Origin of the sequence: Streptomyces sp. NBC_01481, assembly GCF_026339995.1 — a bacterium.
Taxonomy (GTDB): domain Bacteria; phylum Actinomycetota; class Actinomycetes; order Streptomycetales; family Streptomycetaceae; genus Streptomyces.
The window spans coordinates 120,855-136,339 of sequence record NZ_JAPEPT010000005.1 but is presented as its reverse complement, the minus strand read 5'-3'; the positions used below and the strand labels follow the sequence as shown (position 1 = coordinate 136,339).

The window sequence follows — 15,485 nt, the reverse complement described above, 5'->3', positions numbered from 1 at the left end:
CCAATGAAGATCCACAAGTACGACACCGTCATCGTCGGCGCCGGTGGCGCGGGCATGCGCGCGGCCATCGAGTCGACCAAGCGCAGCCGTACCGCCGTGCTGACGAAGCTCTACCCCACCCGCTCCCACACGGGCGCCGCGCAGGGCGGCATGGCCGCCGCGCTCGCCAACGTGGAGGAGGACAACTGGGAGTGGCACACCTTCGACACGGTCAAGGGCGGTGACTACCTGGTCGACCAGGACGCCGCCGAGATCCTGGCGAAGGAGGCCATCGACGCGGTCCTGGACCTCGAGAAGATGGGCCTGCCGTTCAACCGCACCCCGAACGGCACCATCGACCAGCGCCGCTTCGGCGGCCACTCGCGCAACCACGGCGAGGCCCCGGTCCGCCGGTCCTGCTACGCCGCGGACCGCACCGGCCACATGATCCTCCAGACGCTGTACCAGAACTGCGTCAAGGAGGGCGTGGAGTTCTTCAACGAGTTCTACGTCCTGGACCAGCTGATCACCGAGGTCGACGGCGTCAAGAAGTCGGCGGGCGTGGTCGCGTTCGAGCTGGCCACCGGCGAGATCCACATCTTCCAGGCGAAGGCCGTCATCTACGCCTCGGGCGGCACCGGCAAGTTCTTCAAGGTGACCTCCAACGCGCACACGCTGACCGGTGACGGGCAGGCCGCCTGCTACCGGCGCGGACTGCCGCTGGAGGACATGGAGTTCTTCCAGTTCCACCCGACGGGCATCTGGCGCATGGGCATCCTGCTCACCGAGGGCGCCCGCGGCGAGGGCGGCATCCTGCGCAACAAGGACGGTGAGCGCTTCATGGAGAAGTACGCGCCCGTCATGAAGGACCTCGCCTCGCGCGACGTCGTCTCGCGCTCCATCTACACGGAGATCCGTGAGGGCCGCGGCTGCGGTCCCGAGGGCGACCACGTCTACCTGGACCTCACCCACCTGCCGCCGGAGCAGCTGGACGCGAAGCTCCCGGACATCACCGAGTTCGCGCGTACGTACCTCGGTATCGAGCCGTACACGGACCCGATCCCGATCCAGCCGACCGCGCACTACGCCATGGGTGGCATCCCGACCAACGTCCAGGGTGAGGTCCTTCGCGACAACACCACCGTCGTGCCGGGTCTGTACGCCGCCGGTGAGGTCGCCTGCGTGTCGGTGCACGGCGCCAACCGCCTGGGCACCAACTCGCTGCTCGACATCAACGTGTTCGGCAAGCGCGCCGGTATCGCCGCCGCCGAGTACTCGGCGAAGCACGACTACGTCGACCTGCCGGAGAACCCGGCCTCCCTGGTCGAGGCGCAGGTCGAGCGGCTGCGCAACTCCACCGGCAAGGAGCGGGTCGCGGACATCCGCCGCGAGCTGCAGGAGACCATGGACGCCAATGTCATGGTGTTCCGCACCGAGCAGACGATCAAGACCGCGGTCGAGAAGATCGGCGAGCTGCGCGAGCGGTACCTGAACGTGTCCATCCAGGACAAGGGCAAGCGCTTCAACACGGACCTGCTGGAGGCCGTCGAGCTGGGCAACCTGCTCGACCTGGCCGAGGTCATGGCCGTTTCGGCACTGGCCCGCAAGGAGTCCCGCGGCGGTCACTACCGCGAGGACTTCCCCAACCGCGACGACGTCAACTTCATGCGCCACACCATGGCGTACCGCGAGGTGGGCGACGACGGCGTCGAGTCGATCCGTCTCGACTACAAGCCGGTCGTCCAGACCCGCTACCAGCCGATGGAGCGTAAGTACTGATGGCTACCCCGACTCTGGACAAGGTGGAGGCGGAAGCCGCCGCTTCGCCCTACATCACGGTCACCTTCCGGATCCGCCGCTTCAACCCCGAGGTCTCCGACGAGGCCCAGTGGCAGGACTTCCAGATCGAGATCGACCCGAAGGAGCGTGTGCTCGACGGTCTCCACAAGATCAAGTGGGACGTCGACGGTTCGCTGACCTTCCGGCGCTCCTGCGCGCACGGCATCTGCGGCTCCGACGCGATGCGGATCAACGGCAAGAACAGGCTCGCCTGCAAGACGCTGATCAAGGACATCAACCCGGAGAAGCCGATCACGGTCGAGGCCATCAAGGGCCTGACGGTCCTCAAGGACCTCGTCGTGGACATGGAGCCGTTCTTCCAGGCGTACCGCGATGTGATGCCCTTCCTGATCACGTCCGGCAACGAGCCGACGCGCGAGCGTCTGCAGTCCGCGGAGGACCGCGAGCGCTTCGACGACACCACCAAGTGCATCCTGTGCGCCGCGTGCACGTCCTCGTGCCCGGTGTTCTGGAACGACGGCCAGTACTTCGGCCCGGCGGCGATCGTGAACGCGCACCGCTTCATCTTCGACTCGCGTGACGAGGGCGGGGAGCAGCGGCTGGAGATCCTCAACGACAAGGACGGCGTGTGGCGTTGCCGCACGACGTTCAACTGCACGGACGCCTGCCCGCGCGGTATCGAGGTCACCAAGGCGATCCAGGAAGTCAAGCGCGCGCTGATCACGCGTCGCTTGTGACCGAACGGTACCGGGGCCCCGTCTCAACTTTGTGTGAGGCGGGGCCCTTTGGTGCCCGGGGTTCACCGGGCGAGGCGATACCTGGCAGGATCGGGGAACGTCTGACATGAGCAGCAGGAAAGCGGGGACGAGACCATGAGCGAGCCCAATCCGTACGCGGCTGACGGAGAGCCCGAGTACAAGTGGGGGCCGACGCAGCCTCCGGGGACGCCGGCCTACGGCTACCCGAACCAGGCGCCGGGGTACGGGTATCCGAACCAGGCTCCCGACTACAGCCAGACGCAGCCCGCTCTTCCCGTACCGGCCGGGGCCCCGGCCGCGATGGGCGGGGCGCCTCTGGTGTCGATCGGTGACATCAGTGTCATGGGCGACTCGATCGTGACTCCCGCGGGCACGCTGCCGTTGCGGGGCTCGGTGTGGAACGCCACCGACATGTCGCACACCGAGGAGAAGATGCCGACCCACGCCATCGTGCTCGCGGTCATCTTTTTCATCTTCTGCCTGCTGGGGCTGCTGTTCCTGCTGATGAAGGAGAAGAAGACCACGGGCTTCATCCAGGTCACTGTGACGAGCGGCGGCAAGCACCACTCGACGATGATCCCGGCACGTGGCCCGGAAACGTTCCAGCAGGTCATGGGGCAGATCAACTACGCGCGTTCGCTCGCCAGCATGTAGCGGTCACGCGTCCGCCGAGCCGGCTGTCAGTGGCGGCCCGTACCGTCAGGAGGAGTTGAGCTCGGGGAGGGGACCGGCACGATGACGGTGACGACGGACGGCCTGGAGACCAGACTGTACGAGGCGGGGGTGCGTCAGCGCACCCAAGGGGGTACGCCGGTGCGGGAGCTGCTGGCGTCCCTGACCCTCGACCAGCGACGGCGGGCCGCGCTGTGGATACACCGCAACCTGTGCCACGGCGGTGCCGACCGCGCCGACGACTGGGCGGTGCCCTGGCTCTCGGAGCAACGCCTCGGCTGGACCGCCGCGGAGGCCGACACGCTGCTGCGGCGCCTGGTGGGACCGGACGCGCTGGTCGATCCGGCGCAGCTGCTGCGGCAGTTCGGGGCGCTCGCCCGACTGCCGCTGGCCGCGGCGAAGGAGGCGGGCGGCTACGACCGGCGGCTGCTGCGGGCCGCGCGTCAGGTGTCCCTGTCGGCCTGGGGAGGGCAGGACGAGGGATCCGAGAACTTCGCGATGCGGGCGCGGCTGGACGCCCTCATCGGGCCGGAGGCTTCCGACGACACGGGGCTGCCGCCGGTCCTGCTCGACGACGAGGACGAGTTCGGGCCGCGGATGCGCACGGAGCATCCGAAGCTGCTCGCCGGGCCGGGGGTCGCGGCGTTCCTGGAGCACTGCGTGGCGCAGGGCCAGGTGCGCGCCACCAAGCGGTGGCGGAGGCAGGCCCGGGCCCTCCTGGCGGGCACGGAGCGGGGCAAGGAGACGGTGCGGGCGCTGCTGGAAGGGATGGGCGACCAGCGTGAGCACCGGGTCGCGGCGACCGCCTGGGTGAGTGGCAGCACCTGGCCGGGGATCGCGTCGGAGGGCAACACCCGGCTGGTGCGCGGGCTGCTGTGGGCCGCGGCGGACATCGGGGCGGACTGGGTGGTGCCCGCGGTCGGCGCGGTCGCTCTCAACTCCGGTACGGGGACCGGCGGTTCCGGCGGCTACTGCCGCAACGGCAAGATGGCCACGACCGCGGTCGCGGTCCTCGGCGACTTCGGCGGCATCCAGGGCGAGCAGGCCGTCGACTGGCTCGGCCGCCTGCAGCGCACCATCCGCAACCGCACCGTGCTCAAGGGCATCACCGCAGCACTGCAGGCCGTGGCCGAGCGGGGCGGGATCACCCCGTCAATGCTCAGGGAGCGGGCCGTGCCGTCCGTGGGCCTCGATGCGCGCGGTATCCGCGAACAGACGCTGGGCGACTACACGGCGGTCCTGTCGGTCACCGCCTCTGGGACACCCGCGCTGTCCTTCAGGGGGCCGCAGGGCCAGGTGCTGAAGTCCGCGCCGAAAGCGGTCCGCGAGGAGTACGGCGAGCAACTGACCGACATCCGGGCCGCGTTGAAGCAGCTGCGCACACTGATGCCGGTCGAGCGCGCGCGGCTGGAAGAGCATCTGATGGCGGGCACCCGGTGGGCGGCGGCCGACTGGGAGCGGCACTACATCGACCATCCGGTGACCGGCACCCTGGCCCGCACGCTGATCTGGGAGGCGAGCGCGGACGACGGCGGGCAGTGGGTGGCCGGACTGCCGGAGCGTACGGCGGGCGGCTGGGCACTGGCGGGGGCGGACGGCACGGCCGTCCCCGTGACGGACAGGGCCGTGCTGCGGCTGTGGCATCCGGTCCGGGCGGACCCCGAGGAGATACGGACCTGGCACGAGGAGCTCACCGAGCGCGAGCTGCGCCAGCCCTTCAAGCAGGGCTTCCGGGAGGTCTATCCGCTCACCCCCGCCGAGGAGGAGACCCGCACCTACTCCCACCGCTTCGCCGGCCACATCCTGCGCTACAACCAGGCGAAGGCGCTGCTGGTGGAGCGCGGCTGGGCCGGAAACCACCTGGGGTACTTCAGCGACGGATACGCCGCCGAGATGGTGCGGGAGCTGCCGCGCCCCGGTGAACTGACCTTGGGCGAGGGCGAGTTCTGGCGCGCCCGGTTCCATGTCGAACTGGTCCAACAGCAGTCGGACGGCGGACTGGCGTCGCTGTGCTCCACGGACCGGCTGCGCTTCGAGCGGCGACGCGGGGCGCGCGGACCGTGGGAGCTCGCCGAGCTCGCCGCCGTACCGCCGCTGGTGCTGACCGAGGCGATGCGGGACGCCGACCTGTTCGTGACGGTCGCGTCGATCGGGGCGGATCCGCAGTGGCGCGACCGCGGCGAGGAGCGGGCGCACGACGGGTACTGGGAGCGATGGGCGTTCGGCGAGCTCACCGAGTCGGCGCGGATACGCCGCCAGTGGCTGGCCCGGCTGCTGCCGCGGACCCGGATCGCCGAACGCGTGGAGCTCACCGACCGGTTCCTGAGGGTGCGCGGCGAGCTGCACACGTACAAGATCCATTTGGGTTCGGGAAGCATCCTGAGGGAGCCCGATGACGCGTATCTCCGCATCGCGGTGGACCGTTCGGCGGCGGGCGCGGGCGGGGAGCGGCTCTTTCTGCCCTTCGAGGAGGACGGCGGACTGCTGTCGCTGATCCTGTCGACGGCGTTTGTGCTGGCGGACGACGCCAGGATCACCGACCGCACGATCACGGCCCAACTGCGGCGCGACGCGTAGGCGAAGCCGACCAGGCCGACCGACTCCGGGCCCCGCCACGCCCATCGCTTGAACATGTTCAAAAGGAGGTCTACAGTCATGACTGCCAGCTTTTGAACACGTTCAAGGGAGGGTGGGGGATGGACCTCACTGTTGTTGCGTATGTCGTCTACCTGCTGATCAGCGTCGCGCTCACCATCTGGGTCGCGCGGACCCTGAGCCGCAACGGGCGCATCTTCATCGCCAGCGTCCTCAAGGGGGACGAGAAGCTGGCCGACGCCGTCAACCACCTCCTGGTGGTCGGCTTCTACCTCGTGAACCTCGGCTTCGTCGCCCTCTACCTCAAGGCGGCCGATGCCGTCGAGGACGCCCGCGGGCTCTTCGAGGCGCTCTCGGTCAAGCTCGGCGTCGTACTCCTCGTCCTCGGCGTCATGCACCTCGGCAATGTCTGGGTCCTCAACAAGATCCGCCGGCGCGGACTGATGGAGCGCGAGCAGACTCCGCCGGTCGGGCCCCAGGGCTGGACGACCCAGGCGGGACCCGGCCCGTGGGCCGCGCCGGCCACCGGTCCCACCGGAGCGTGAGCGCGATGGGCACCCCGGTCCGGGGACTGACCGTCCTGTACGACGCCCAGTGCTCCCTCTGCGTCCACCTGCGCAGCTGGCTGATGCGGCAGAGGCAGCTCGTACCGCTGGACCTGGTGCCCGCGGGGTCGGCCGAGGCGCGGCGCAGATACCCGCGCCTCGACCACACCGCGACCCTGCGGGAGATCACCGTCATCGGCGACAGGGGCCAGATCTACACCGGCCCCGCCGCCTGGATCGTCTGCCTCTGGGCGCTGGCCGAGCACCGGCCAAGGGCCCACTGGCTCGCCACCCCGGCAGGCCTGCCGTTCGTACGGGTCACGATGCTCGCGGCGTCCAAGTACCGCGAGGCGACCGCGGCGGGAGGAGCCGGCGGTACGCCCTGCGACGACCGGTGCTCCGTTCCCGGTTAGGCTCGGACACCGTGACAGAAGTGAAGGCGGCCCCCAAGAGCGAGCAGACCCGCACGCTCATCCTCGAAACCGCGCTCCGTCTCTTCCAGGAGCGCGGTTACGACAGGACGACGATGCGGGCCATCGCCAAAGAGGCCGGTGTCTCGGTGGGGAACGCGTACTACTACTTCGCCTCCAAGGAACATCTCGTCCAGGGCTTCTACGACCGGATCGGCGCCGAGCACCAGGCGGCGGTCCGGCCCATCCTGGACCGGGAGACGGACCTGGAGACCCGGCTCGCCGGTGTGCTGACCTCCTGGCTGGAGATCGCCGAGCCGTACCACGAGTTCGCGGCGCAGTTCTTCAAGAACGCCGCCGACCCTGAGAGCCCGCTCAGCCCGTTTTCCCCCGAGTCGGAGCACGCCCGCGAGGCGGCCCTGTCCATCCACCGCGAGGTGCTGGCCGGTTCCAAGGCCAAGGTCGCCGACGAACTCGTGGACGCCCTGCCCGAGTTGATGTGGCTGTCCCAGATGGGACTCGTCCTGTACTGGGTCTTCGACCGCTCGGAGGGCCGCGAGCGCACCAGGCGGCTGGCCGAACGCGGCGCCCGGCTGACCACCCGCGGTGTCGCGCTCTCCCGCTTCCGGGTGCTGCGACCGCTCGTACACGAAGTGCACGATCTGTTCACGGACTTCATGCCCGGGATGGCGGAGACTGTCGCCGCCCGCAAGAAGTAGCCGGCCGGGCCCGGAGCTCCTGCCCAGAGCCCCGGGCCCGGAACGCTCAGCGGCTCACGCCCAGGTCCGACAGGACCACGTCGTGGACCAGCGGATCGCCGCCGATCATGATGTGGCGGACCCACGGCTCATGGACGCCCGCCGTCACGGCCAGCATGTACGCGCCACCGGCCCGAGCGGACAGGATGTACGAGCCGTCGGCCAGCGACTCCACGCGGTCCACCTGGCTGCCGCCCGGCGAGACGAGGGTGAGGATCGCTTCCCCGACCGGCTCGCCCGACTCCGTACGGACGAAGCCGTGCACGACGGACCCGCCCGCCCCGTCTCCCGGCTGGGCGCGCGGACCGAGCACGGACAGCGCGGGCTCCGGCGCGTCCTCCCGCGGCTCCACCGCCAGATGCGGCAGCCGCTTCTCCAGACCCGCCGGAAGCCACCAGTTGGACTTCCCGAGCAGATGCATCGCCGCAGGCACCAGCGCCGTACGCAGGATGAACGCGTCCAGCGCCACGGCCGCCGCGAGCCCGATGCCCGCCATCGCACCCTCCATGTCACCGCTCAGCACAAAGGCGCTGAAGACACAGATCATGATCAGGGCGGCGCAGTTGATGACCCGGCTCGTCTCGGCGAGACCGACCCGTACCGCCCGCGCGTTGTCCTTCGTATGCACCCACTCCTCGTGCATCCGGCTGACCAGGAAGACCTGGTAGTCCATCGAGAGGCCGAACAGCAGCGACAGCATGATGACCGGCAGGAAGGCGGTGATCGGGCCCTCCTTGCCGAGGCCGAGCGCCTCCGCTCCCCAGCCCCACTGGAAGATCGCGACCAGCACGCCGAAGGAGGCCGCGGCCGCGATCAGGTTCATCAGGGCGGCGGTCAGCGGGACGACGAGCGAGCGGAACGCGATCAGGAGCAGCAGGAAGCCGAGCGCGATGATCGTCCCGACGAAATAGGGCAGCCGGTCACCGGTCACCGCGGCGAAGTCCTTGAAGATCGCGGTGACTCCGCCGACATGGACTTCCTCGCCCGACTGCGGGATGACCTCCTCGCGCAGGGTGTCGATCAGCTGGTCCGTCTGCTCGGACTGCGGCGATGTCGTGGGGACGACCTGGATCACGGTGACGCCGGAGCCCGGCTGCGAGGGCAGCGCGACGACCTGTGCCACACCTTCCGTGGCACGCACCTTGCCCACCAGGCTCTGGACGGCGGCCGGTTCGGCGTCCTTCGCGACCAGTTGCAGTGGCCCGTTGAAGCCGGGGCCGAAGCCCTCGGCGAGCAGGTCGTACGCCTGCCGGGTCGTGGTGTCGTTCCGGTGGTTGCCCTGGTCGGTCGCGCCGAGCCGCAGGGACAGCACGGGAATCGCGAGCGCGGCCATCACCACGAGCGCGACCAGCGCGATGGATCTGGGCCGCTTCTGTACGGTCACGGACCAGCGGGCGGCGGCGCCGCCGGGCTCGACGGACTCGGGGCCGTTCGCGGCGAGCCTGCGCCGCTGGCGCCTGCTCAGTACGCGCATGCCCAGGACGCCGAGGAGCGCGGGCAGCAGCGTGATCGCGGCCAGCACGCTCAGGACGACCGTCAGCGAGGTGGCGATCACCACGCCGTCGAGGAACCGCATGTTCATCACGAGCATTCCGGCGAGTGCGATGCACACCGTGCCGCCCGCGAACAGCACCGCGCGCCCGGAGGTGTTCAGCGCCGTGACCGCCGAGTCCTCGGGCGCCATGCCCCGCAGAATGCCCTTGCGGTGGCGTGTGACGATGAACAGCGCGTAGTCGATGCCGACGCCGAGACCGATCAGCGAACCGAGCAGCGGGGCCACTTCGGGCACATCCGTCGCGTGGCTGAGCAGCATCGTCGACAGCATTCCGGTGCCGACCCCGAAGATGGCGATCACCAGCGGAAGCACCATCGCGAAGAACGAGCCGAAGGCCAGGAACAGCACGACCGCCGCGGCGGCGATGCCGACCAGCTCGGCCGTGCCGGTCGGCGGCTCCTGGATACGTGCGATCGCCTGCCCGCCCAGCTCGACCTGGAGGCCCGCCCGCCCGGCGTCCTGCGCGGTGTCGACGACATCCTCGACCAGCTTCTTCGGCACGCCGTTGGCCTGCTCGGCGAAGGTGACCTGGGCGTAGGCGATACGCCCGTCCTTGCTGATCTGCGTCGCGCCCGCCGGGACGTAGGGACTCGCGACGTCGCCCACGCCCTTCATGCCCGCGATCTCCTTGAGCGCGGGCTCGATCCGCTCCCGTACCGCCGTGTCGCGCACGGAGCCCTCGGAGACCCGCCACACCACCGTGTCGGTGTCGCCCGAGCTCTCCGGGAATGCCGTGACCATCAGGTCGTACGCGTGTGTGGAGTCGGTGTCCGGAAGGCTGAAGCTGTTGGAGTAGTTGGTGCCCGCCGAACTGCCCGCGGCCCCCAGGCCGAACAGCGCCCCCACCCACAGCACCAGGACCACCAGCCGGTGCCGATAGCACCAGCGTGCCAATGCCGCCACGATTCCTGCCCCTTCGTCGATCCGTCTCCCCCGGGCCGGTCTTCAGGATCGGCCGTGGAGACGGCCCGTGGCGTGGCGCGGCCATGACTCTCAAGGAACTCCCAGACAGTGACCGGTTCCGCGCGCGGGGATCACACCGATACTGAGGACATGGACCACGAGGGAGCGACCGTGCTGGTCGTCGAGGACGAGCCGAGCATCGCCGACGTCCTCGCCATCGCGCTGCGGTATCACCGTTTTGAGGTGATTACGGCGGGTAGCGTACGGCAGGCGCGACAGCTGGCAGTGCAGACGCGTCCCGATGTCGCGCTGCTGGACGTGATGCTCCCGGACGGCGACGGGCGCGCCCTGGGGCGTGAACTGCGCGACGCGCGGCCCGAGACGGCCCTCGTCTTCCTCACCGCGCGCGACGCGCCCGCCGAGATCGTCGGCGCCCTCGGCTTCGGCGACGACTACATCACCAAGCCTTTCAATGTCGACGAGGTGGTGGCCCGTATCAGGGCGGTGCTGCGCCGCACCCGGCCCGCCGATGTACTGCCCGCACGACCGCCGCTGCGCTACGGCGATCTCGAACTGGACGACGCGACCTACGCGGCACGCCGCGCGGGCCGCTCGGTGCAGCTCACCCCCACCGAGTACGCGCTGCTGCGCTTCCTCGTACGCAACGGCGGGCGCATCGTCCCCAAGGAGCAGCTGCTGCGCCATGTCTGGCAGTACGAGCACCAGATCGAGTCGACCGTCGTCGAGACCTACATCAGCTATCTGCGACGCAAGCTGGATCCCCTGGGACCGCCGCTGATCACCACCCGGCGGGGCTTCGGATACGGGCTGGCATGAGGTGCTGGAGGGGCGCCAGGCGCTGGATACGGGCCCGCGCGAGGCACCACCACCGAGCGATCCACTCCCTGCGCGCCAAACTCACCCTGGTGAACGTGTGCGTGCTGACCCTCGGCATCGTCGCGGCCACCGCGGTGAGCCTGATGGGCATGCGGCACTATCTGCTGGACCGCGTGGACTCCGAGCTGATGGGCAGCCGCACCGCGCTGCAGCGGACGGGGTTCACGCAGAAGGAGATCGAGACGATCAGCGCCATCGGTGAGCTGGCCGCCCAGTTCGGCAAGACGGGGGCGGGCGGCCTGCCGCGCTCCGACACGATCATGGTGGCCGTCGATGCGAACCATGAGCCGATCTCCCTCGCCGGCGTCGCGCCCACCGAGCGCCAGCGTGAACTCGCCGCCGCGGTCGGCGATCCGGCCGCGCTCGCACACTCCCCCGGGCCGCGGGACGTGAGCGTGGCCGGAGATCCCTACCGCACGGTCGCGACCGGCCTCGGCGACGGAACGGTGGTCGTCCTGGCGACCGACACCGGGTCCGTGCACTCCTCGATGAAGAAGGCGCTCAGACTCGATCTCGCCTTCGGTACCGTCCTGTTGGCGCTGCTCGCGCTGCTCACCATGCTCGGCGCCAAGCACCGGCTGCGGCCGCTGGAGGACATGGTGGAGACGGCATCTGCCATCGCGGAGGGCGATCTGACCCGGCGCGTGCCCGCAGGGCGGGATCCGGTCACCGAGATCGAGCAGCTGCGGACCGCCCTCAACTCCATGCTCCACCAGGTCGAGTCGGCCTTCGAGACCCGCGAGCGCAGCGCGGCCCAGCTGCGCAGGTTCGTCGCGGACGCCTCGCACGAGCTGCGTACCCCGCTGTCCGCGATACGCGGCTATCTCCAGCTGTACGACAAGGGGATGCTGCGCGAGCCCGCCGAACGGGCCCGCGCGCTGGCCCGGATGACGGCGGAGGCCGACCGGATGGGACGGCTCGTCGAGGAGCTGCTGACCCTGGCCCGCCTCGACCAGCAGCCCCAACTGGGGGTGTGCGCGGTCGATCTGAGCCGTCTGGTGCGGGACGCGGTGGACGATCTGCGGGCCCAGCAGCCGCAGCGCCCGCTCGCCGTCGCCGCCGACGGCGCCATGATCGTGCAGGGCGACGAGTCGGGGCTGCGGCAGGTGGTCGGCAATCTGCTGGCCAACGTCCGCGCCCACACCCCGGCGGACGCGCCGCTGCGGGTGGAGCTGGAACGCGAGGACGGCGAGGGTCGCGGTTCCGGCGCGGTCCGGCTGCGGGTCGCGGACGAGGGGCCCGGCATGACCGCCGAGGACGCCGACCGCATTTTCGACCGCTTCTTCCGCGCGGGCGGGGAAGGCAGCGGGCCCGCGGGCAGCGGCCTCGGGATGGCGATCGTGCAGGCCGTGGTCGCCTCGCACGCCGGCGAGGTGACCGTCAGGACGGCGCCGGGCGACGGCCTCGCGGTGACGGTCACGCTCCCGGCCGCCGCCCGTACGGTCAAGATGTAGAGGCCGGTCGGGCCCTCAGATCCAGCCGAGTTCCCACAGCCGCCAGACGCCAGTGCCGTCCGACAGGTACTGCGCGCCGCTGATGTCCTCGCTGCTCAGTACGTAGTCCTTCTTCTGCCACAGCGGCACCAGTGGCACATCCGTGGCGATCTGCCGCTGGATCGACTTGAAGTCCTCGGTGGCGCGGGGGCGTTCGCCGTACTGCTGGGTGGAGGCGATCAGCTTGTCGACGGTCTTGCTCTCGTAGCCGCTGCGCAGAGTGGAGTCCTTGCCGACGAGCGGCTGGGTGAAGTTGTCGGGGTCCGGGAAGTCCGGGATCCAGCCGAGCGTGTACGCGTCGTACTTGCCGGCCCCGTATCCCTTCTGGAAGACCTTCCAGTCCTCGGCGACGACCTTCACCTTGAACAGCCCGGTCGCCTCCAGCTGGCGGCGCAGCTCGGCCGCCTCCTGCGCCGGGCCGCTGTCGGCGCGGTGCACCAGGGTGAAGGTCACAGGTGTCCGGATCCCGGCGTCGTCGAGCAGCTCGCGGGCCTCCTTCGCGCTGGGCTCCGGATACGCGTCGAAGAAGGGGTTGGTGTGCCCGAGGGTCCCCTGCGGGATCAGCGAGTACAGCGGCTGCACGGTGGCGCGGTAGACCGAAGTGACCACCTTGGGGCGGTCGATGACCCACGCGACCGCCTGCCGCACGGCCTTCTTCGCCATCGGGGAGCCGGGCCGTACGTTGAAGACGAGATTGCGGATCTCAGCGGTGTCCGCCACGCTGACGCGCATGCCCGAATCGGCCGGGTCGAGACCGGCGATCAGCTTCGCCGGGAGCTGACGGTGGGTCACATCGACCTGTCCCGCCTTCCATGCCTCCGCGAGCTGGTCGGACCCCTCGAAGTAGCGGATCAGTACCGGCCCGCCGGTCTTCGTCAGCGCGCCCTTGTACCTGGGATTCGGCACGAGCCGCGCCCTGACTCCGGGCTCGTACTGCTTCAGTAGGTACGGTCCCGAACCGTCCACGCTCTCGCCCTCGCGCAGGCTCTGGTCCGGGTACTGGCTGCGGTCGACGATCGAACCCGCGCCGGTGGCGACCTTCTGGGGGAAGGTCGCGTCGCGCGTACGGAGGTTGAAGGTGACCGTCTGGCCCCTGGCCGTGACGTTCTTGAGCGTGGAGAAGAGAGGCTGCGGGCCGACGTCCGACTTGATGCGCAGCATCCGCTCGAAGGAGTACTTGACGTCCTCGCCGGTGATTTTGCGGCCGTTGGCGAAGGTGAGGTCGTCGCGCAGCTCGCACTGGAACGTCTGGAGCGTCACCCCGACGAAGTCGCAGTCGCGGGCGGCGTCGGGGACCGGCGTGACGCCGTTTGGCTTGAAGGTCAGCAGCGACTGGTAGACGTTGCTGTAAATGGCCCACGAGCCCGCGTCGTACGCCCCCGCGGGATCGAGCGATGTCACCACATCAGTGGTGCCGACAGTGATCGTTGCCCTGCTTTCCTCCTCGGACGGCAATAACTGCCAGCCTCCGACGGCCGCGGCCAGGACCACCGCACAAGTGACGAGTATCCGCAGACGGATCGACTGCATCGCCAAGCTCCTCTTCACGCCCACCCCTGTTCGTGATAAGGCGTTCAGCCAGCCACAGCGGCCTTCACAAGAGGAAGGGTGGTTTTATGGCTCACGGACAACTGTGACAACAGCTATGCCTGGGCTATGCCAAAGCCATTCCTGCGCCATGTGGAGGACATGCGGCGGTTATGCGTGGCGGGAGGCGAGTTGTACGACGGTGATGTCCGAGGGAGCCCCGACGCGCACGGGCGGGCCCCATGCGCCCGCTCCCCGCGACACGAACAACTGGGTGTCTCCGTACCGTTCGAGCCCCGCGACGGTCGGATTGGCGAGGGCGGCGAGGTAGTTGCCCGGCCAGAGCTGGCCGCCGTGGGTGTGGCCGGAAAGCTGGAGGTCGACGCCGTGCTCGACTACGTCATGGATGACGACGGGCTGATGCGCGAGAAGCACGGACGCGCGGGAACGGTCCCGGTCGCCGAGCGCCCTGCCAAAATCGGGGCCGTCGCCCTCGATCTCGCCCGCGACGTCGTTGACCCCGGCGAGATCGAAGGCGCCGATCTCGACGCGCTCGTTCTGGAGCGGCCTGAGCCCGAGCTCACGGACGTGGTCGACCCATGCCTCGGCGCCGGAGAAGTACTCGTGGTTTCCGGTCACGAAGAAGGACCCGTAGCGCGAGGTGAGCCGCGCGAGCGGCTCGGCGGCGGGCCCGAGGTCCGCCACACTGCCGTCGACAAGGTCCCCGACGACGGCGACGAGGTCGGGGGAGGTGGCGTTGATGGTGTCGACGATCCGCTGGGTGTGCCCGCGCCCGAGGATCGGCCCGAGGTGAATATCGCTGACCACGGCGATCCGGAATCCGTGGGCGGCACGCGGAAGCCGGGCGAGCGGTACGGTGACGCGCTTCACTCGGGGCCCGCGGAGGACGCCGTAGGTCCCGTGGGCGACGGTCCCCAGGGCGACGGAGGCGGCGGCGCCGCCGACGACACGCGAGACGAACAGTCGCCGCGAGAGGGTACGTTGCCCGCCGGCACCGGGGCCTGCGGCCGCGTCGGTACGGGTCGCCCCGGCGGACGCCACGGTCGCGTCGGTACGGACGGTCCCGGCGGACGCCTCGGCGGACGCCGTTGCGGTCGTACCCGCGTCGCGGGCTTCGGCGGGAGCCGTCCCCACGGACGCCTCGGTCGCGTCGGTACGGGTCGCACCGGCGGAGCCAGCGGGCAGCGACGGCTCAAGGGTCCGGGGGCCCTGGCCACCGGTTTCGAGGAGGGGCGGGGCGGAGGAACTCACCCTGCCCCGGCGCAGCAGCAGCGGCCGCACAAGCTCCCCCACCACCAGCCCCAGCACCAGATACAGCAGCACCGCCAGCCACAGATACCCCGGCCATGCCACCACCCGCTCCAGCCAGAACGGCGCCCCCGCCCGCCCCGAGACCAGCGCCGCCACCGACAGCAGCGGCAGCACCCACATCGCCGCCGTGCCCACCCGGCGCGCCACGCCCCCGCGCGCGGTCGTGTCGCGGACGAGCCGTCGCCAGACGTACCAGTGCACGCCCGCCAACACGGCGACGACCGCGACCACCACAAGCAGGACGACCACCAGCACGGACAG

General features: G+C 70.0%; 12 protein-coding genes. 9 read left to right on the top strand and 3 right to left on the bottom strand.

All coding sequences use genetic code 11. The features are described from left to right. Positions 1-3: 3 nt before the first annotated feature. From sdhA to OOK40_RS26625, 7 genes are all read left to right on the top strand, one after another. Positions 4-1,758 (top strand): succinate dehydrogenase flavoprotein subunit, encoded by a 1,755-nt coding sequence (gene sdhA / locus OOK40_RS26655; RefSeq protein WP_266486805.1) that lies wholly within the window; start codon positions 4-6, stop codon positions 1,756-1,758. Continuing rightward, positions 1,758-2,516 carry a succinate dehydrogenase iron-sulfur subunit gene (locus OOK40_RS26650; RefSeq protein WP_266486804.1) on the top strand — a complete coding sequence of 253 codons (759 nt, stop codon included), beginning with the start codon at positions 1,758-1,760 and terminating at the stop codon, positions 2,514-2,516. The genes sdhA and OOK40_RS26650 overlap by 1 nt, the downstream gene beginning before the upstream one ends. 135 nt (positions 2,517-2,651) lie before the next feature. Next, positions 2,652-3,191 carry a hypothetical protein gene (locus OOK40_RS26645; protein ID WP_266486803.1) on the top strand — a complete coding sequence of 180 codons (540 nt, stop codon included), beginning with the start codon at positions 2,652-2,654 and terminating at the stop codon, positions 3,189-3,191. A gap of 81 nt (positions 3,192-3,272) precedes the next feature. Next, on the top strand, positions 3,273-5,786 hold the full coding sequence (locus OOK40_RS26640) for a DUF4132 domain-containing protein (RefSeq protein ID WP_266486801.1): 2,514 nt from the start codon (positions 3,273-3,275) through the stop codon (positions 5,784-5,786). Positions 5,787-5,905: 119 nt separating this feature from the next. Continuing rightward, positions 5,906-6,349, top strand: coding sequence for a hypothetical protein (locus OOK40_RS26635; protein ID WP_266486800.1), 444 nt, complete (start codon positions 5,906-5,908; stop codon positions 6,347-6,349). A gap of 5 nt (positions 6,350-6,354) precedes the next feature. Further along, positions 6,355-6,762: a thiol-disulfide oxidoreductase DCC family protein gene (locus OOK40_RS26630; RefSeq protein WP_266486799.1), complete on the top strand. Its 408-nt coding sequence runs from the start codon at positions 6,355-6,357 to the stop codon at positions 6,760-6,762. An 11-nt stretch (positions 6,763-6,773) separates the two neighbouring features. Beyond that, positions 6,774-7,478, top strand: a complete 705-nt coding sequence (locus OOK40_RS26625; protein ID WP_266486797.1) for a TetR/AcrR family transcriptional regulator — start codon at positions 6,774-6,776, stop codon at positions 7,476-7,478. 46 nt (positions 7,479-7,524) lie between these two features. On the opposite strand, the gene OOK40_RS26620 is transcribed toward OOK40_RS26625, so the two are convergent. Next, the gene (locus tag OOK40_RS26620) at positions 7,525-9,966 is read right to left on the bottom strand and encodes an MMPL family transporter (protein ID WP_266487651.1); all 2,442 of its coding nucleotides are present in this window, start codon (positions 9,964-9,966) and stop codon (positions 7,525-7,527) included. Positions 9,967-10,125: 159 nt separating this feature from the next. Between OOK40_RS26620 and OOK40_RS26615 the strand changes: the two genes are divergently transcribed. Together OOK40_RS26615 and OOK40_RS26610 are read left to right on the top strand one after the other, a co-directional pair. Next, positions 10,126-10,812, top strand: coding sequence for a response regulator transcription factor (locus tag OOK40_RS26615; protein WP_266486795.1), 687 nt, complete (start codon positions 10,126-10,128; stop codon positions 10,810-10,812). Further along, positions 10,809-12,326, top strand: a complete 1,518-nt coding sequence (locus OOK40_RS26610) for a HAMP domain-containing sensor histidine kinase (protein ID WP_266486794.1) — start codon at positions 10,809-10,811, stop codon at positions 12,324-12,326. The genes OOK40_RS26615 and OOK40_RS26610 overlap by 4 nt, the downstream gene beginning before the upstream one ends. 15 nt (positions 12,327-12,341) lie before the next feature. Here OOK40_RS26610 and OOK40_RS26605 read toward each other — a convergent pair whose 3' ends face one another. Together OOK40_RS26605 and OOK40_RS26600 are read right to left on the bottom strand one after the other, a co-directional pair. Next, a complete protein-coding gene (locus OOK40_RS26605; RefSeq protein ID WP_266486793.1) occupies positions 12,342-13,895 on the bottom strand; it encodes an ABC transporter substrate-binding protein in 1,554 nt (517 codons plus the stop codon). Positions 13,896-14,063: 168 nt separating this feature from the next. Continuing rightward, positions 14,064-15,479: a metallophosphoesterase gene (locus OOK40_RS26600; RefSeq protein ID WP_266486792.1), complete on the bottom strand. Its 1,416-nt coding sequence runs from the start codon at positions 15,477-15,479 to the stop codon at positions 14,064-14,066. Positions 15,480-15,485: the final 6 nt, after the last annotated feature.

Bases quoted from the DNA above. Each gene is read 5' to 3' on its own strand.
- OOK40_RS26605 (WP_266486793.1), bottom strand. From the start codon at position 13,895: ATGCAGTCGATCCGTCTGCGGATACTCGTCACTTGTGCGGTGGTCCTG.
- OOK40_RS26630 (WP_266486799.1), top strand. From the start codon at position 6,355: ATGGGCACCCCGGTCCGGGGACTGACCGTCCTGTACGACGCCCAGTGC.
- OOK40_RS26610 (WP_266486794.1), top strand. From the start codon at position 10,809: ATGAGGTGCTGGAGGGGCGCCAGGCGCTGGATACGGGCCCGCGCGAGG.
- OOK40_RS26645 (WP_266486803.1), top strand. From the start codon at position 2,652: ATGAGCGAGCCCAATCCGTACGCGGCTGACGGAGAGCCCGAGTACAAG.
- OOK40_RS26615 (WP_266486795.1), top strand. From the start codon at position 10,126: ATGGACCACGAGGGAGCGACCGTGCTGGTCGTCGAGGACGAGCCGAGC.
- OOK40_RS26650 (WP_266486804.1), top strand. From the start codon at position 1,758: ATGGCTACCCCGACTCTGGACAAGGTGGAGGCGGAAGCCGCCGCTTCG.
- OOK40_RS26635 (WP_266486800.1), top strand. From the start codon at position 5,906: ATGGACCTCACTGTTGTTGCGTATGTCGTCTACCTGCTGATCAGCGTC.
- sdhA (WP_266486805.1), top strand. From the start codon at position 4: ATGAAGATCCACAAGTACGACACCGTCATCGTCGGCGCCGGTGGCGCG.
- OOK40_RS26640 (WP_266486801.1), top strand. From the start codon at position 3,273: ATGACGGTGACGACGGACGGCCTGGAGACCAGACTGTACGAGGCGGGG.